The sequence below is a fragment of the Acinetobacter sp. YH12151 genome (genome assembly GCF_013418355.1).
In the GTDB taxonomy this organism is placed as follows: Bacteria; Pseudomonadota; Gammaproteobacteria; order Pseudomonadales; family Moraxellaceae; genus Acinetobacter; species Acinetobacter pseudolwoffii.
The window spans coordinates 1-16,692 of sequence record NZ_VPCG01000048.1; the positions used below are offsets into that span (position 1 = coordinate 1).

The following is a 16,692-nucleotide window of genomic DNA, read 5'->3' on the forward strand; positions in this document are numbered from 1 at the left end:
GCGACTCATGAGTGCTCGGTTATATGCGGGCCAATTGGTTGTGCGGTAGATTTTGTGTGTAGGCTTCTTCATTTGAAAATTATATCGCTGAAAAAGCCTTTACAGATAGGTTTGTGCAACAAAGCCCTATTCATTTTGAAACTGCTTCAAATGATTTTGGACTTCTCATATCAGGTTACATCTGAAAAACACATATATTTTATATTGCGAATATGCGTATATTCATATACAAAGCTATGATTCATTGATAAGAGTAAAGCTCATGGATCAAATGCCAAAAGTCCAAATTTATCATAATCCAGCCTGTGGTACCTCACGCAATACGCTGGCTTTAATTCGCAATGCGGGAATTGAGCCTGAAGTGATCGAATATCTAGTTACGCCTCCTTCTCGTGATGAGCTGATTCAACTGATTTCTGATGCAGGTTTATCGGTAAGAGATGCGCTCCGTAAAAATGTCGATCCCTATACCGAGCTGAATCTAGATGATGCCGGCTGGAGCGATGAGAAACTGCTTGATGCCATGCTGCAACATCCGATCCTGATCAACCGCCCGTTGGTGGTTACCGAGCTTGGAACCCGATTATGCCGCCCATCGGAAGTGGTACTGGATATTCTGCCTTCGCCACAATTAAAAGCCTTTGCCAAAGAAGACGGTGAAATCATCGTGGATCAACAGGGCAATCGGGTAAAATAAAGTGTCCCCCCTACGAAAAAGCTTCAACTTGATTGGAGCTTTTTTATCTGAAAAACACATGGACGATGATCCATATCATTTACATACTGAATGAAATAGGTTCTTGAAGGATAAAGGAATTGGATCATCAGCAGGCAGTTTCCCCGTATCAGGTTTTGACAGAGAGTACCATTTTTCAAATCTTACACAGGCTACCGACTGGAAACTGTTGCGCAGGTCAATGGTTCAAAAATCTGCCGATGAGTGCATCGACCTGATCTCATCCCCCTAAAACCAGGAGCTTTAAATGGAAAGCATAATCGCGATTTTTGCCTGGCTGAATGATGTGCTGCTTAAAATGACCTGGCTCTCGGAAGGCGTGCGCTGGCTGGTCGAAAATGTCTTCGGTTTATCGGTGGTGACCCGGCTCGGTGGCAGTATTCACTTCTTTATTTATGATGTTTTTAAGATCTTTATTCTGCTCTCAGTCCTGATCTATAGCCTGTCGTATATCCAGAGTTATTTTCCGCCTGAACGCACCCGGCAGATTCTGGGACGCATGACCGGGATCAAAGCCAATATCATGGGGGCCTTGCTCGGCACCATTACCCCATTTTGTTCCTGTTCTTCCATTCCGCTGTTTATCGGTTTTACCCGTGCCGGACTGCCTGTGGGGGTGACCTTTTCCTTTCTGATTTCATCTCCCTTAGTCGATCTGGCTTCGATTATTTTATTGGCCAGTATTTTTAACTGGAAAATTGCCATGATCTATGTGGTTCTTGGTCTGATTTTGGCAGTTATTGGTGGATCACTCATCAGCTTTTTCAAAATGGAAAAGTATGTCGCTAAATTTGTTACGCAAAATAGTACAGCTCAGGGTGATGAAGATTTTAAAATGTCTGCGAAAGAGTGCCGGGAATTTGCCTGGGAACAGGTGGTGGAAATCTTTAGCAAGGTCTGGATGTATGTGTTGATTGGCGTAGGGATTGGCGCGGCAATTCATAACTGGATTCCTGAACAGTGGATTACCGCCTTGCTTGGTCAGGATCACTGGTATTCCGTACTGATTGCTACAATCATAGGCATACCGATGTATGCAGATATTTTTGGCACTTTGCCGATTGCAGAAGCTTTGGTGGTGAAAGGTGTGGGGTTGGGGACGGTATTGGCCTTTATGATGGCGGTAACAGCACTTTCCCTGCCATCCCTGATCCTGTTAAAACAGGTGGTGAAAACCCGCTTATTGAGCCTGTTTATAGGGATCGTTTTTGTGGGAATCTTGATTATTGGCTATAGCCTGAATACTTTGGGTGACTGGTTTTTATAAAATGTATGGAGAATAAAAGATGAAAATTAAAGTTTTGGGTACAGGCTGCCGTAAATGTAAGGCCCTGTTGGCTGCAACTGAAGAAGCAGTGAAAAGCACCGGTGTCAAAGCGGACATTGAGTATGTCACGGATATGATGCAGATTGCCGAAACCGGACTGTTAAGCACACCGGGTCTGATGATTGACAGTAAAATCGTATCGAGTGGTAAAATTCTGGAAGCTCAGGCTATCGCGGAACTGATCGAGAAAAATAAATAACTTCAAAATTAAAGTTGTAGCGAAGAAAACCAGTGGTTCAAGTCGCTGGTTTTTCTATATTGGAAGAAGAGGGAAACTGTTAAATCCAGCGCTTTCTGGCTGTGATATCCTGATCCAGATATAATTTTTCACTTGTACTATTTACTATATATATGGATATGTATATATTTGCATAATAGAAGGGGAGCAGCTATGGACCACGTTCAGTTTTTTAAATGTTTATCTGATGAAACACGTCTCAGTATTGTCCTGCTGATTGCGGAAAATAAAGAGCAATGCGTCTGTGATCTGACCGATAAACTGCAGTTAAGCCAACCAAAAATTTCACGGCATTTGGCCTTGTTGCGGTCTTGCGGTCTGCTCAACGATCGTCGGCAAAGCCAGTGGGTGTACTACAGCCTCAATCCGCAATTACCGGCCTGGTGCTTTGAAATTCTGGACGTACTGAAACGTAGTGACGTTCCGGTTTTATTTGATTCTTCCGCTCTATCGATTCAGAGCCATTGCGAGTAAGTTTTCATGAAATTTTTGTTTTTATGCACGGGGAACAGTTGCCGCAGCATTCTATCTGAAGTGTTGTTCAATAGCCGTGCGCCAGAAGGCTGGGTCGCTTACAGTGCTGGCAGCAAACCTTCCGGTCAGGTGCATCCCTTGACGCTTGAAACCCTGCACAATCTGGGCTTGTCGACTAAAGGCTTATCCAGCAAGACGATTGATGCCTGTGAACAGTATCAGCCAGACGTGGTGATTACCGTCTGTGATGCGGCTGCACAGGAAGCGTGTCCTCTTTATCTTGGCGGAGCGATCAAGGCGCACTGGGGCCTGTCTGATCCGTCACATTTAGAGGTGGATAAAGAAGAAAAAATGCAAGCCTTTATGAACACTGTTGAACATATCAATCGTCGCCTGGATACTTTGTTTAAACTTAACGTAGATGAACTTTCTCGCTCACAATTGATTGCAGCGATTAATCAAATTTCGAATGTTGAGTAAGTCACATGTCTGAAAAACGCATGTCCTTTTTAGATCGCAACCTGACGCTGTGGATTTTTATTGCCATGGCGTTAGGCATCGCAATAGGAAACTTTTTTCCTCAAGCATCGGTTGCTCTGGATCAATTCAGTATTAATTCAGTCAATATTCCAATCGCGATTGGTCTGATTCTGATGATGTATCCACCCCTGGCAAAAGTGGATTATGCGACCTTGCCACAAGTGTTTAAGGATAAAAAAACCCTGACGCTATCTTTAATTCAAAACTGGTTGATTGCTCCGGTACTGATGTTTGCGTTGGCTGTGATTTTTTTGCATAGCTATCCAGAGTATATGACAGGCGTGATCCTGATTGGTTTAGCTCGATGTATCGCCATGGTACTGGTGTGGAATGGTCTGGCCTGTGGTGATAACCAATATGTTGCAGCATTGGTGGCGTTTAACAGTATTTTCCAGATTTTATTCTTCAGTACCTACGCCTGGTTATTCCTGACCTTCCTTCCGCCATATTTTGGTATTGAAGCTCAAGTGATCAATGTTAGCTTCTGGACCATTACCCATGCTGTTCTGATTTATCTTGGAATTCCGTTCTTATTGGGTTTCTTAACGCGCTTAATTTTGGTGAAACAAAAAGGCGTGGAATGGTATCAAACCAGGTTCATTCCAAAAATCAGCCCGCTGAGTTTAATGGCTTTGCTGTTTACGATTTTGGCCATGTTTAGCTTAAAAGGGGGTGATGTTGTGAGTCTTCCACTGGAAGTTTTACGCATCGCGATTCCTTTAATCATTTACTTTGTGGCCATGTTCTTTATTAGCTTCTTTATGAGTAAATGGATGGGCAATGATTATCCAAAAACTGCTGCAATCTCATTTACTGCGGCTGGAAATAATTTTGAATTATCACTTGCAGTCGCCATTGCAACTTTTGGTATTGCTTCGCCGGTTGCTTTTACCACGATTATTGGGCCATTGGTTGAAGTACCTGTGTTAATTGCTTTAGTGAGTGTTTCACTGTGGCTAAGAAAGAAATATTTTAAAGAGGCTTGATATGATGAACCTGCCTAACGTAGATCCAAATCTTATTGAACAACCCACCTTTGAAAAAGTCCAAGCCAAAGAACTAGCTCATCCTCCTCGGATTTTACTGCTCTATGGGTCTAATCGGGAACGTTCTTACAGTCGCCTTGCAGTTCTTGAAGCTGGTCGAATCCTTGAATATTTTGGGGCAGAAGTAAAAATCTTTCATCCTAAAGGGCTTCCTTTACCTGAAGATGCGGATACTGAGCATCCAAAAGTAAAAGAGTTGCATGAACTTTTAGCATGGTCAGAAGGCATGGTGTGGTGTTCACCGGAACGACATGGTTCTATGAGTTCCATCTTTAAATCCCAGATTGACTGGATTCCACTGGCAGGGGGCGCAATTCGTGCCACTCAAGGAAAAACCCTTGCCTTGATGCAAGTCAGTGGGGGATCACAGTCCTTTAACAGTCTGAACCAGATGCGTGTTTTGGGGCGTTGGATGCGGATGATCACGATTCCAAATCAGTCTTCAATTCCAAAAGCATTCCTGGAATTTGAAGAAGATGGACGAATGAAGCCATCAGCATTCTATGACCGGATTGTGGATGTGATGGAAGAACTGTATAAATTTACCTTGCTGACTCGTGGTCAAAGCAAATACCTGACAGATCGTTATTCAGAACGCAAGGAATCGGCTGAAGAGCTTTCCAAACGGGTAAATCAGCGCAGTTTGTAAGACTGAATTTGCTTGATCAGGCTGTCCGGTCAATCAGAGAAATCAGCAGAAACCCGCTGAAAAAGCGGGATGCTGCATCAAGAACGACAGAAAAATGCAAGGGGAAAAGGCTTTGGACATAAAACAGATCGAAACAGATGTGATCATCATCGGTGCTGGACAGGCCGGTTTGTCCACGGCTTATTTCTTAAAGCGCAAGAATATTCCGTTTATCATCCTGGATGATCAGCCTCAGCCTGGAGGTGCCTGGCAGCATGCCTGGGAGTCCTTGCGTCTTTTCTCCCCCAATAGCTGGAGTTCGCTGTCGGGCTGGATGATGCCGGCGACCGAACAGACCTATCCGACCCGCAATGAGGTGATCGATTATTTGACCGCCTATGAGCAGCGCTATCACTTTCCTGTAGTTCGTCCGGTGCATGTGGAGCGCGTGGAAAACAAAGGGACATATTTAGAGGTCTATGCCGGGGAACAATCCTGGAAAGCCAAAGCGGTGGTAAGCGCTACAGGGACATGGAGCCAACCATTTATTCCCGAGTATGCAGGTCGTGAGCATTTTCAGGGTATACAACTTCATTCAGCAGATTATAAAAATGCTGAGTTATTTAAAAACAAGAAAGTCATGATCGTGGGTAGTGGCAACTCCGGTGCGCAAATCCTGGCCGAGGTTTCCCAGGTAGCTGAAACGCTTTGGATCACCCAGACACCGCCGCAATTTCTGGCAGATGATGTCGATGGCCGTGTCCTGTTCTTAAGGGCGACCGAGCGTTTGAAAGCCCAGCAGCAAGGTAGAAAGATCGAGCAGCCCATTGGTGGTCTGGGCGATATTGTCATGATTGATTCAGTCAAAGAGGCACGTGAGCGAGGCGTTTTACAGAGCAAGCGTCCATTTTCGGCTTTTACCGAACATGGCGTGATGTGGGAAGATGGCAGCACCGCGCAAGTGGATGCAGTGATCTGGTGTACCGGATTTAAGGCGGCGCTGAATCATCTTAGCAGCCTCGGGATTATCCAGCAGGACCAGACCATCGCAGTGAAGGATGGCCGCTCGGTTCAGCTGCCGAATTTATGGCTGGTCGGTTATGGGGAATGGACCGGTGCTGCTTCGGCGACGCTGGTCGGAGTTTCCCGGACATCCAGGGCAGTGGCCGATGAAATCGCTGCGTTTTTAGATTGAAATGACTTGATCCTGCTTCAAACGAAAAAATTGAGTGAATAGCATCTGCCTGCAACAAGTATCATATCCTATGGTCTGATGCTCGCGATGATCTGGCTACCTTTTAATCAGGTAACTTATGCCCACAATGCGGGCAGAAGAAATACTTGTTTTTTTCCTGCTCGAGTTGTTCTTTCTTGCGCTCATGAATAAGCTCTAACAGGATATCCTGCATTTGCTCTGTGCTCAGCCCGACTTCTTTACGTAAAGTTTCAATTTTTTCTTGATCTTCAATCAAGTCAATTTCTGCGTCATCAAGCAGTTCACGAAATCTTAATTCCAGCTTGTGTTTGCGTTGTCTCAGCTCATTGGCCAGGCCATTGGCCAGAATACCCGCAGGAAGTGCTGCCAGACCTACCCCTAAAATGGTAATGACCCCAACCTTGGCAAGAGTCACCGACATAAAATACACTAAATAACATAATTGGTATTTTAATAAACTCTATATATAACAGTTGTATAGAGTTTTTATTTTGTGTGGTGTAATTTAAGGTAGGGTGGGGTACTTTGATTTTTGGTCACTAATTTATTGTGATAATCAACAATAATAACCAACATACACATGCTTAATCTAAAGGTGTTTTACTGACTGGTATAATTTTATAATGAGAGGGGTGTTGCCTGGGGCTACGGTTTCTGTTTTGCCTTTTGGCGTAAGACGTACAAATATAAGCTTTCTACTTTTTCACGTGCCCATGGTGTGGTACGCAAGAATCGCAATGATGATTTAACACTTGGGTCTATGCAAAAACATCTAATTTCAATTTTACGACTTAAACCTTCAAAGCCACCGTAGTAATCCAATAATTCATCCAAAATGTCAGCAAGTTTTTTGCCGTGTAAAGGGTCATTGGAGGTGTTCATAATAGATCAATCGTATTTTGGGTGGCCATTATTATAACCTGGGCTAGTTGGAAAACTAGAGAGTTGGAATGTAAGTAATGATGGACTGAATAGCCACCAAAATTCTGGAGCACACCCAGCCATCGGGTGATGCATCATATATATGACTTGGTAATCCCATTTGCTGTGTAGGAAAGTTTTTTCTTAATGGGTCACCTTTTAATGGAAGTAGGTAAGAGGAAAGCTCTAAACCTTTACGGATCGCTTCAGCACTGTATTCAAAGGCAATTAATGGTCGACCTGTGATTGCTGTTGAGGAGACCAGTGTACCCTAAAGCCAATATTCACCCCATTCATTGTAGTAAACATTAAGTTTTTTGAGCATGGATTTATTTCCTTTTGATACGTTGGCGAGCCGTATTGCTCTCATAGCGAAGAATATCATCTACACTGTTTAAATGAGGTTTGAAGAGTTCCTCTAATTCTTGTAATCGGCCTAGGACCATGGCAACGTGTACTAAATTTTCAAATGAAACATTTCGACCTGCTTCCAGATTGGATACTGTATTCACACCAATACCAGCACGTGCAGCAACATCTGCCTGAGTCATTTCCAGATAAAGTCGTTCTTTACGAAGCCTCTCACATAATAATCCAACAACTTCTTCAGGTTTTCTGAATTTTAAATCCATAATATTGGGTCTTATGTCCATATATGTCTATTAAACCACAAAATAATGGAGTTATAAAATAAACCAGTTGATCGGTAAGAAGGTGCTTTATTGGCCTGATTAGATCCTATTAGATTAAAGAAATCTAATTAGACATTTACAATCTAATGGAATCTAATACAATCTATGGTAATAAATAAATCATTGCCGAGTGAACCGTACCGGGTTTGTCGGAGATGTGGCATTTCTAGACCAACGTTACGCAAGTGGTGGAAACGATATTCTGAGCAAGGTATTGATGGATTAAGTAGCCAGAGTAGACGTCCCTTAAAATCGCCAAATACTAAAATCAATGCTGAGCTAGAAGCCTTAATATTAGAAATGCGCTCAGCTAGAAATTTTGGTGCTCGACGTTTGCAAACAGAATTGATGAGGCTGCACGGAGTCTCGTTGTCCTTAGCGACTATCCATAAAGTACTATCCACCCATCAAGTCAAACCGATTAAAAAATTCCGTCGTAAAGCAGATTTCATTCGTTATGAACGCCCATTATCAGGCGATAGAATTTAAATGGATACCTGTAAACTGGGTCCAGGACTATATCAGTACACATCTATCGATGACTGCACACGATATCGCGTTTTAAGGATATATAAACGCCGAACAGCAGCGAATACTCTCGACTTTTTAGACTGCGTAATTGAAGAAATGCCTTTTCCCATACAGCGAATACAGACCGATCGTGGGCGGGAATTCTTTGCTGAAAAAGTACAGAAAAAAATGATGCAGCATGGAATCAAATTTAGGCCAAATAAACCAGGTTCACCTCATCTGAATGGCAAGGTAGAGCATTCGCAAAAAACTGATAAATCTGAGTTCTACGCTACTGTAGATATCGATTCTGAGGATATCCAAGACAAGCTAGCCGAATGGCAGCATTACTATAACTGGATGAGACCACATTCAGCGTTGAAAGGTAAAACACCGATGGAGAGGTACTTTGAATTATGTGAAGAAACTCCTTTCTCAGATGAAGTCCAGAAGCAATACAACCCCTCAAATGAACGGATTCAACATGCCAATTACAAGACGGATCTAGAGATCGCTAAATTGAAATGATCTCTATGAATCACACATAGAAACAATGCTAAAACTTTTGACCCCATTTGGTTTAAAATTAACTGTTGTGAAGAAATGATCACTTTCTATCAGGATATTTTCGATCTCAATGAACTGTTTAACTTCTCGAATTTGATTGTCTTTATTCACAATATTCCTATTGAGTGAGTCGAATCTGTGCTCAGGTTGAGCAGTTCGGCTACTGTTCTGAAATGACAGCTTTGTCCGTTATAATTGTATAAACATTTTTAGTGTCTGGTAATTATGTCCTCATTGATCAATTTTCTATCTCGCTTTAGTACTGCAACTATTCAGCGCAGCCTTAGCTATGCTAAACACATTGATAGGGAAACGATTGAGTTCTTTGAGGAAAAAGACGGTGTCACGATGTATGCCCAAATTGAAGGGACAGATTATTATGATACTGCGATTACCTATAATCCCCAAAAAGACCGTTTAATTGATGACGACTGCACTTGTCCGGTTGGATATAACTGTAAACATGCTGCGGCTTTAGCGCGGTTATTCTTTCAGGAATATCGCCAGGAATTTCAGCAGCGTTATGCTGACTCTCAATCCCCACAGGGAATCGCAAAACGCAAACAGGGGTATGATCAGGCGCAACGCTGGTTGAATGATTTTAAACGGTATTTACAACAGACTGAACCTGAGCAGCCTGCCAAAACAAACACATGTTTAATTTACCTGTTAAATCAGTCTGTCAGCTCAAAGAAATTGACCCTTGTGGTGCAGAAGGCCAGACGCAATAAAAATGGCTCGATTGCCGGTGAAAGTGATTATACGCACTATGAAAATATCACCAGAAAGCATCTGACTTTACCGGAACAAAAACGACAATTATTTAACCAGATTTATTATTACGCCAAAATAAACAGCGACGAGCGTTTTTATCAAAGCAATCTTGATATCTCCGGAATTTCATTGGAGCACTTTAAATCTTTTATTCAAAGTGGCGATGTGTACTGGCAAAAAAAGAGCTATGCTGCACTTCAATGGTCAGAACAAGGCTATCACATCGAATTGATCTGGGAACAAGGTGTCAACAAACAGACGGAGCATTTAAACATTGAATTGGTCAATGGCGATATTCGACTCGATTTAAAATCAAATCCACATATCCAGATTCTCGCGAGCCAGCCACCATGTTATGTGGATATTCAACAGAACACGGTGGGCCAGTTATATGGTGAATATACGGCAAATCTGCTCTACCATTTTTTACAGATGCCTGATCTTCCAGCTACGCTCTTGCCAGAGTTTGAGCAACTGACTCATCAATATTCAGACGTGAAAAATCTGCCTCAGCCCGAGTCTATTCAGCATGTTGAGGTCCTTGAGGGTAGCCCCCAGCCAATTTTACGCTTTGGTGTTTTAGATAAATTTGATTGGAAATTAGAGGAGTCTGTTTGTGCTGAAATTGAATTCTCCTATGCAGGTGGGCGAATAAAAGCAGGTACATCAGGTGACAGTTTTATTGGTGAGCAGCATGGCAAAATGGTGCGACAGCTTCGGGATTTTGTTCAGGAACAACAGGCAATCCAGCGTTTACAATTGTTGGTCGAATCACTGGAGTGGGTGAAAGATCTTAGTTATGACCAGCAATTAAAACTGGATAAACAACGTCTTGATTCTATGGTTTTTGCTTTCTATGGAGACTGGATCAAACAGCTCATGCCCATCAATCAAATTGAGTTGATGGGCTGGCAGATAGAGCATCTGGAAAACAGCCCCTTTAACCTGCAATATGTCGAAAATTTAAATATTTCTATCACTGAATCTGAAGGTCAGCAGGACTGGTTCAATATCGGGGCGACGGTTCAAGACAGTGCAGGTAATTCTTATAATTTGCTTGATGCGCTCGTAGCTTTGGTGCGAGTAAATCCTGATTTACTTGATCCGCGGACGTTTATTCATCTGCATGACAGTCAAATTTTCACCGTGAAAACTGCAGTTGATCAACCTGATTTGGCTCTATCCGCTAGGGATATTAAGCCGGTATTGTTACATCTGCAGAGCATTTTACAGCAAGAAGAGCGCAGTATTGATCGCTATGATGCGAGTCAATTATTAGAATTGCAGCATAATCTTGGGATGACATGGCAGGTCAGTGATCGCCTGCAGCAATTTGTACAGAAATTCAAACAAGGCTATCAGCAACAACTGCCGACACCACAAGGTTTTCAGGGGGAGTTGCGTCCATACCAGCAGCAGGGCTTAGGCTGGTTACAGTTTTTAAGGGAAACCCAGCATGGCGGGATTCTGGCAGATGATATGGGCTTGGGGAAAACAGCACAAACTTTAGCCCATTTACTCATGGAAAAGCAGGCTGGATATTTGCAGGACAGTCCCGCCTTAATTGTTGCACCCACATCGCTGATGCATAACTGGTTCAAAGAAGCGGAGAAATTTACCCCTGAGCTCAAGGTATTGCTGCTACAGGGGCCCGACCGCCATCAGAATTTTGAGCAGATTCCGCACTATGATATTGTGTTAACCACCTATCCGCTTCTAGCGAGAGATGAAGAACAACTAAAGCAATATGAATATCATCAACTCATTTTGGATGAGGCGCAGAATATCAAAAATCCGCGTGCCAAAGCTGCACAGGTAGTACGCCAATTAAAAGCACGACATCGTTTGTGTCTAACAGGTACCCCGATGGAAAATCATTTGGGTGAACTGTGGGCACTATTTTATTTCCTGATGCCAGGATTTTTATATTCACAAGAAATTTTTAATAAAAAGTACCGTCATCCGATTGAAAAACGCGGTGATCAGCAGTTAAGGCAAAAGCTGGTCAACCGGATTAAGCCCTTCATTTTACGTCGCTTGAAAACTGACGTAGCCAAAGAATTGCCAGAAAAAACTACGATTGAAGTCAATATTGATATGAATGACCAGCAATCCAAGTTATATGAGGCTGTTCGTGCCACGATGCAGGAAAATATTCAGAAAATTGTGGCAGAAAAAGGCTTTAAACGTAGTCAAATTCAAATTTTAGATGCCTTACTGAAGCTACGTCAGGTGTGCTGCCATCCTAGCTTACTAAAGCTGGATTCAGTGAAAACCGGGCAGGCACACTCTGCCAAACTTGAACAGTTGATGGATATGGTCGTTCCAATGGTGGAGGAGGGGCGAAAAATTCTGATCTTCTCTCAGTTTACCTCAATGTTGGAACTGATTGAGCAACAGCTCCATCACGCAGAAATTGGCTATGTGAAGCTGACTGGAAAGACCAAAAAGCGAGATGAAGTCATTACAGCATTTCAGTCTGGACAAGTGCCGGTATTTTTAATCAGTCTGAAAGCAGGAGGGGTCGGTCTGAATTTAACCGCCGCAGATACAGTCATTCACTATGATCCATGGTGGAACCCTGCTGCTGAAGATCAAGCTTCAGATCGTGCATGGCGGATTGGACAGGACAAGCCAGTATTTGTGTATAAGCTGATTACCAATAAAAGCATAGAAGAAAAAATTCTTGCCTTACAGCAAAATAAAGCAGAACTGGCACAGTCTATTCTAAGTACCGATCATGAGGGCGAAGCGAAACTGACGGAAAATGACGTGATGAACTTGTTTGAGAAATTTTAGTTTGGTTTCAGATTACCCTAATCATCTGTAAGTATCTGAAAGTCTGGATGCAATTTTTTCCAATGTGCTCTTAATTTTTCTTTATGAGCGGAAATCATAGGTAAGTCTAGTAATAGCACTGGCCATACTGACCGTGCTTTGTCCATGATCGCGTGAAGTTGTTTTTCAATAACACGCCATGGAACGCCGACTTTTTCTGCCCATTGCTTAAAATGCTTCATCTCAGCTAGATACCAATCTTTATTTTTGGCAAGATTTAATGCGAAATGACGCTCATTTTCAATATATACACTGGTCATTAATATATCGTATGCGGGAGATAATCTTGGGATTCTTTTATCGTGATAAATCATACTCCAGTTCTTTAAGTGTGCATCTCCATTGGCGAGTAAAATATTTATGAGTAAACGGCTAGCAAATTGCTGAATATCAAAAATTTTGTTATCTGAAAATTGATAAATGATCTTTCCTATCTGCTCATAATTTGTGGTGCTGTATTTCTGATGTGGATATGCGCCGAAGATCTGAGCAAAATCTTCGATGTGAATAAGGTCTGTAGTATCAGCAGTACTCTGTCTATCAAATCTTTTGATTGCGAAAGCATATTGCTCTTGGGGTAAATTTAATGGTGGAAGGTCTTGTAAAAGGGCCATATCCACCAAGCGAATCTCAGGGACATCTATTCCGACCGTTTTGGCAAGGGTCATCATAGAATATTCATTTAGCGGAACAAAAGCATGTCTGGAAGAAGGAGTTTTGATAATCCAGTCCCCGAGTAGAGTCGTTTCCGTTGCCTGTGCTAGTGTAAAACGCCCATCTTTGGCTTTCATGGAAAACTTCATTTGGACGCCGGCCAAGGAAAACTTATTATCTGTTCGAATCTCTTGCTTTAAAATTTGATCTGGATTCGAGATCTGCAGTTTGAATTTTATTTCATCTGGAATTTCTTCTGGATCTAATGGAGTCGCAATGAGTGCTCCAGGTAAATCATGACCTAAATCTGCCAATAACTGAAATTCATTGTCTATATGTACTTTGAGGCTTTGTGCAATCAGTTCACGTAATGCCCCTTCTGGTAGCAAGTTTGATAGCAAGGGGTGTAAGCGCTGATGTGTAACATAGGTCTTTTCTAAAATTTTATCCGCTTGAGGATACAAGGGGGAAGTTAGCAGGCTCAAGGTCGGACGTTGCTGATCAAAGCGGAAAGAATCTGTAAAAACCAGAATATTTTTTCCGCTCTGAAATCCTGCCAAGTATCCAACGACAGCGTGATGTAATGTTAATTTCAGGACGGCAACAGTATTCATGGTTCCTCTCCTCCGAGAAGACCCTTCCATGGGTTAGTCATTAAGTCATCCTGATCTTCAATAGTGACTTTAATTTCATCATTCAATAATTGTCTAATCAAATGAACCTTATCATCAGGGATGAGCATCAGTTGAGCATTTAATCCTGCCGCGATAATTTCTAAGGTCTCTAATCGAGGGTTACCCTGACTTTCCAACTTTTGGTATTGCTGTCTTGAAATGCCTGTACGGGATTGCATATCAACTTGCTTTAAGCCCAATTGGGTTCGTCTTTTTTTGATTTGCTGAAGTAAAGACTTATTCATTGTAGATACATTTATTGCTTTTAGGTCATATAAGAAACATATTAGTTTCTTTTTTTTTGAAAAGCAATTTATGAATTTATCATTTCGATCTGTAAAATAGCCCTACTTGTATGAGAAATGGGTGTTCAAGTTGTTGTTGATTTTGCATTGTTGGACGTAAATACCAAATGATAGAGCCTGTAAATAATTTCATTCATCATCTTCCGAAAATATTGCTTCAATTTCATCCCACTGCGGCAATTTATGCTTTTTTTTATTCACTTCGAATTGTAAACCAACACCATCAAGCACACGTTCAAATATATCAAATGAACCTGTAAAATGGCCATTTTCCATCTCTGAAATTGTTGTTTTATTGACTTGAGTTTTTTCTGCAAGGCTTTTCTGTGTATAGCCTAACCCTTTTCTTGCCAAACGTATTTCTTTACCTATTTCACCTCGTGTAGCCATTTTTTTCTCCCGAAATTTGTTAGCCATATAGCAAACTTTTAACTAATTATGGTGAATGTTCGCTATATAGCAAACTTTTTATAATGGTTCTTGAATAGCTATTGAGTTTATAAGGAGGATTTGCCTCGCATCAGGTTAATAAAATCCAATATATAGCAGCAGTTCGCAATTAATTGACGGAATTAGGCCAGACATATACATCTTGAGAAGAAGAGGGGATTCTTATACCTCGCATTTGAATTATTGGAGAGGACTATCACTTTCAAATTTTTCTGTAATACTTTGCTTATCTTAAAGTTTAGCCCGAAGACCTTCCACCAATTGTAAAACAGAGGCCAATCCCTGAGGGTTCTGAATCTGTTCTATTGGAATACCACTCAACAATTTATTGGGTGATTTTATAAAATGCTGCATCCAGGCTGTATCCCCACCTGTCAGAGCATCTAGTGATGTGGTAATACGGATTAAAGTGAGGGCGATTTCTCCCTGTTTTGAAGTGGGATCTAATTCAAGAGAGGTTAAATTTTTCACTGAATCTATATTCAGTATTAAGGCTAGTTGATCGTGTGCAAGACCAAGTCGTTCAGCAGCAGCTAAAACTGCCTTAGCTAATATCATTTTCTGTTTTGCAGTTTTTTCTGATGTTGTACGCATGACCGATCCCTGTTTCAGACGCTGCTAATTCATAGAGTTTATACTATTTAATTATCGTTGATCAGACATCCAATTTTTACTAAAGATATATTAAATTTGGCTTTAGATAAGGAAGCAACGGTTAAATTATTTAACAGCATGTAGTTATTTTTAGACTTTCAGCTTTAAGTTCAAGAGATCGTGGTCTACCGATACAGGCTAGATGTAAGCAAAATTTAAATGCAGCAAGAGCATGACCATCTTTTACTGAGTAGAGTTGTAGACGAGGAAATTCCTCTTGAGTTGATGGATGTTTATCTGTTGATGCTTTTGCTAATTTGAAAAGTTGAGGCTGTTGTTTAGCATCTAACTTTGTTTGCAAATCTTGTCCAAATAAGTGCCAAAATTTGGCAGGAAATAAAGCCTTAACCTGGGAATAAAAATGTTCGAGATGATTGATATCCTTCCAGCGATAATGGATACCTGTGTGTGATGCGGTCACTCGACTCAAAAATACATTCAAAATGAATTCAATTTGTATTGGATTTTTGCGAGTTATTTTCTGTAGATGTTCAAAAAAATAAGTCACAGCGTGAAGCTCTTCAGCGGTATCAAGCATCGCTGGCTTTAAAAGGGTTGAGCTATCAATACTAAATAAACGAGGATTCCCTTTTTTTGATTTAATGTCTGCTAAATTTAGGGCATTTTCATACCAATAATTTACGAGCTCTTCTGGTAAGCATATACGTTGAGCTGCACTTTTAGGATCGTGAGTAGTCTCTAATAAGTTGAGTGTTTCATAAAAGCGTTGAAGTGAAATTTTAGAATCCTCTGTGCCGGCGAAAAAAGCAAAAAAGTCATGGGGTTGATTTGTTTGTACTGACAGTTCGTTAAGAATGTCAGTAGCATTACTTTGGAGCCAGTTTGTTTGATCGTTCAATAATATAGTTGCTAGAACTGCCTGATTTTTTTCAAAATTAAAGTCTTTTTCATCCGTTGTTATTTTCAAATTTTTAAACGTTGCATTGTAGCCCATGATTTTTTTAGCCAGTTCATTTGGCATATCTGGATGATGTTTCAGTAGTTTTTGACCAGCAATGAGATAACTAAAGTGAATATAACTTTTGAAAGTTTCAACGGGTTCTATATGCCCTAAAAGATGTGCAATAACAAACCAATGGTTTTGTCCATGTTGATTTTGAAGAAGTTCAGCTCGAATTTTTTCATATTCGTTTTCACTATAGTCAGTCAGCTCTTGCACAAGTGGTGCATATTCACAGTTCAGTAAAAGCGATAAATGATTCGCTGCCGTGTGACGAAAAGAGTGAAAGGAGTAATGATGCTCTTTAAAGACCTGATTCAATATCAGTTTTAGGGGCACAGTGACAGTGTGTTTATTCAGTTTGAACCGTACCGGGTTTGTCGGAGAGTTTTTTATTTAAGTTAGGCCACCTGACCTAACGGGTTAATCTTATCATAGTACATTGCTTCAAAATCAAAAGGTGATACATAACCTAGTGCACTATGTA

Annotated in this window: 15 protein-coding genes and 4 pseudogenes; 10 read left to right on the forward strand and 9 right to left on the reverse strand. The window is 41.3% G+C overall.

Annotation, left to right across the window (positions count from 1 at the left end):
• Positions 1-262 precede the first annotated feature (262 nt).
• From arsC to FTU82_RS13610, 8 genes are all read left to right on the forward strand, one after another.
• Positions 263-697 carry an arsenate reductase (glutaredoxin) gene (arsC, locus tag FTU82_RS13575; protein WP_005093706.1) on the forward strand — a complete coding sequence of 145 codons (435 nt, stop codon included), beginning with the start codon at positions 263-265 and terminating at the stop codon, positions 695-697.
• A gap of 286 nt (positions 698-983) precedes the next feature.
• On the forward strand, positions 984-2,003 hold the full coding sequence (locus tag FTU82_RS13580) for a permease (RefSeq protein WP_180072818.1): 1,020 nt from the start codon (positions 984-986) through the stop codon (positions 2,001-2,003).
• A 19-nt stretch (positions 2,004-2,022) separates the two neighbouring features.
• Positions 2,023-2,262, forward strand: coding sequence for a thioredoxin family protein (locus FTU82_RS13585; protein WP_005093701.1), 240 nt, complete (start codon positions 2,023-2,025; stop codon positions 2,260-2,262).
• A 192-nt stretch (positions 2,263-2,454) separates the two neighbouring features.
• Positions 2,455-2,775 (forward strand): metalloregulator ArsR/SmtB family transcription factor, encoded by a 321-nt coding sequence (locus FTU82_RS13590; protein ID WP_005093699.1) that lies wholly within the window; start codon positions 2,455-2,457, stop codon positions 2,773-2,775.
• Positions 2,776-2,781: 6 nt separating this feature from the next.
• Positions 2,782-3,255 carry an arsenate reductase ArsC gene (locus tag FTU82_RS13595; RefSeq protein ID WP_074382687.1) on the forward strand — a complete coding sequence of 158 codons (474 nt, stop codon included), beginning with the start codon at positions 2,782-2,784 and terminating at the stop codon, positions 3,253-3,255.
• Positions 3,256-3,260: 5 nt separating this feature from the next.
• Positions 3,261-4,301, forward strand: a complete 1,041-nt coding sequence (gene arsB / locus FTU82_RS13600; protein ID WP_005093695.1) for an ACR3 family arsenite efflux transporter — start codon at positions 3,261-3,263, stop codon at positions 4,299-4,301.
• Between the two features lie 4 nt (positions 4,302-4,305).
• Positions 4,306-5,010 carry an arsenical resistance protein ArsH gene (gene arsH, locus FTU82_RS13605; RefSeq protein WP_035337425.1) on the forward strand — a complete coding sequence of 235 codons (705 nt, stop codon included), beginning with the start codon at positions 4,306-4,308 and terminating at the stop codon, positions 5,008-5,010.
• A 94-nt stretch (positions 5,011-5,104) separates the two neighbouring features.
• Positions 5,105-6,184, forward strand: a complete 1,080-nt coding sequence (locus FTU82_RS13610; protein WP_005093691.1) for an ArsO family NAD(P)H-dependent flavin-containing monooxygenase — start codon at positions 5,105-5,107, stop codon at positions 6,182-6,184.
• A gap of 103 nt (positions 6,185-6,287) precedes the next feature.
• On the opposite strand, the pseudogene FTU82_RS13615 reads toward FTU82_RS13610, so the two are convergent.
• The 4 genes and pseudogenes from FTU82_RS13615 to FTU82_RS13630 form a co-directional block, all read right to left on the reverse strand.
• Positions 6,288-6,599 (reverse strand): annotated as a pseudogene (locus tag FTU82_RS13615) (ion transporter); the annotation flags it as partial.
• 251 nt (positions 6,600-6,850) lie between these two features.
• Positions 6,851-7,087 (reverse strand): VF530 family DNA-binding protein, encoded by a 237-nt coding sequence (locus FTU82_RS13620; protein WP_002058193.1) that lies wholly within the window; start codon positions 7,085-7,087, stop codon positions 6,851-6,853.
• A gap of 115 nt (positions 7,088-7,202) precedes the next feature.
• A pseudogene (locus FTU82_RS13625) lies at positions 7,203-7,391 on the reverse strand (type II toxin-antitoxin system HipA family toxin); the annotation flags it as partial.
• A 64-nt stretch (positions 7,392-7,455) separates the two neighbouring features.
• Positions 7,456-7,758 (reverse strand): helix-turn-helix domain-containing protein, encoded by a 303-nt coding sequence (locus tag FTU82_RS13630; RefSeq protein ID WP_159138966.1) that lies wholly within the window; start codon positions 7,756-7,758, stop codon positions 7,456-7,458.
• A gap of 204 nt (positions 7,759-7,962) precedes the next feature.
• Here FTU82_RS13630 and FTU82_RS13635 point away from each other — a divergent pair.
• Together FTU82_RS13635 and FTU82_RS13640 are read left to right on the forward strand one after the other, a co-directional pair.
• Positions 7,963-8,856: pseudogene (locus FTU82_RS13635) on the forward strand (IS481 family transposase); the annotation flags it as partial.
• 264 nt (positions 8,857-9,120) lie between these two features.
• Complete coding sequence (locus tag FTU82_RS13640) at positions 9,121-12,468, forward strand: DEAD/DEAH box helicase (protein ID WP_159138968.1); 3,348 nt, start codon at positions 9,121-9,123, stop codon at positions 12,466-12,468.
• Between the two features lie 17 nt (positions 12,469-12,485).
• Here FTU82_RS13640 and FTU82_RS13645 read toward each other — a convergent pair whose 3' ends face one another.
• The 5 genes and pseudogenes from FTU82_RS13645 to FTU82_RS13665 all read right to left on the reverse strand — a co-directional run.
• On the reverse strand, positions 12,486-13,775 hold the full coding sequence (locus FTU82_RS13645) for a type II toxin-antitoxin system HipA family toxin (RefSeq protein WP_159138969.1): 1,290 nt from the start codon (positions 13,773-13,775) through the stop codon (positions 12,486-12,488).
• Positions 13,772-14,080: a helix-turn-helix transcriptional regulator gene (locus tag FTU82_RS13650; RefSeq protein ID WP_004282130.1), complete on the reverse strand. Its 309-nt coding sequence runs from the start codon at positions 14,078-14,080 to the stop codon at positions 13,772-13,774. Before FTU82_RS13650 ends, FTU82_RS13645 begins: the two co-directional genes overlap by 4 nt.
• A 189-nt stretch (positions 14,081-14,269) precedes the next feature.
• A complete protein-coding gene (locus FTU82_RS13655) occupies positions 14,270-14,530 on the reverse strand; it encodes a helix-turn-helix domain-containing protein (RefSeq protein WP_159138970.1) in 261 nt (86 codons plus the stop codon).
• A gap of 291 nt (positions 14,531-14,821) precedes the next feature.
• Positions 14,822-15,184, reverse strand: a complete 363-nt coding sequence (locus tag FTU82_RS13660; RefSeq protein ID WP_159138971.1) for an MbcA/ParS/Xre antitoxin family protein — start codon at positions 15,182-15,184, stop codon at positions 14,822-14,824.
• A 130-nt stretch (positions 15,185-15,314) separates the two neighbouring features.
• A pseudogene (locus FTU82_RS13665) lies at positions 15,315-16,568 on the reverse strand (site-specific integrase); the annotation flags it as partial.
• Between the last annotated feature and the right edge of the window lie 124 nt (positions 16,569-16,692).

Bases quoted from the DNA above. Each gene is read 5' to 3' on its own strand.
- FTU82_RS13660 (WP_159138971.1), bottom strand. From the start codon at position 15,184: ATGCGTACAACATCAGAAAAAACTGCAAAACAGAAAATGATATTAGCT.
- FTU82_RS13590 (WP_005093699.1), top strand. From the start codon at position 2,455: ATGGACCACGTTCAGTTTTTTAAATGTTTATCTGATGAAACACGTCTC.
- arsH (WP_035337425.1), top strand. From the start codon at position 4,306: ATGAACCTGCCTAACGTAGATCCAAATCTTATTGAACAACCCACCTTT.
- FTU82_RS13620 (WP_002058193.1), bottom strand. From the start codon at position 7,087: ATGAACACCTCCAATGACCCTTTACACGGCAAAAAACTTGCTGACATT.
- FTU82_RS13645 (WP_159138969.1), bottom strand. From the start codon at position 13,775: ATGAATACTGTTGCCGTCCTGAAATTAACATTACATCACGCTGTCGTT.
- FTU82_RS13610 (WP_005093691.1), top strand. From the start codon at position 5,105: ATGCAAGGGGAAAAGGCTTTGGACATAAAACAGATCGAAACAGATGTG.
- FTU82_RS13630 (WP_159138966.1), bottom strand. From the start codon at position 7,758: ATGGATTTAAAATTCAGAAAACCTGAAGAAGTTGTTGGATTATTATGT.
- FTU82_RS13580 (WP_180072818.1), top strand. From the start codon at position 984: ATGGAAAGCATAATCGCGATTTTTGCCTGGCTGAATGATGTGCTGCTT.
- FTU82_RS13585 (WP_005093701.1), top strand. From the start codon at position 2,023: ATGAAAATTAAAGTTTTGGGTACAGGCTGCCGTAAATGTAAGGCCCTG.
- FTU82_RS13650 (WP_004282130.1), bottom strand. From the start codon at position 14,080: ATGAATAAGTCTTTACTTCAGCAAATCAAAAAAAGACGAACCCAATTG.
- arsB (WP_005093695.1), top strand. From the start codon at position 3,261: ATGTCTGAAAAACGCATGTCCTTTTTAGATCGCAACCTGACGCTGTGG.
- FTU82_RS13595 (WP_074382687.1), top strand. From the start codon at position 2,782: ATGAAATTTTTGTTTTTATGCACGGGGAACAGTTGCCGCAGCATTCTA.
- FTU82_RS13655 (WP_159138970.1), bottom strand. From the start codon at position 14,530: ATGGCTACACGAGGTGAAATAGGTAAAGAAATACGTTTGGCAAGAAAA.
- FTU82_RS13640 (WP_159138968.1), top strand. From the start codon at position 9,121: ATGTCCTCATTGATCAATTTTCTATCTCGCTTTAGTACTGCAACTATT.
- arsC (WP_005093706.1), top strand. From the start codon at position 263: ATGGATCAAATGCCAAAAGTCCAAATTTATCATAATCCAGCCTGTGGT.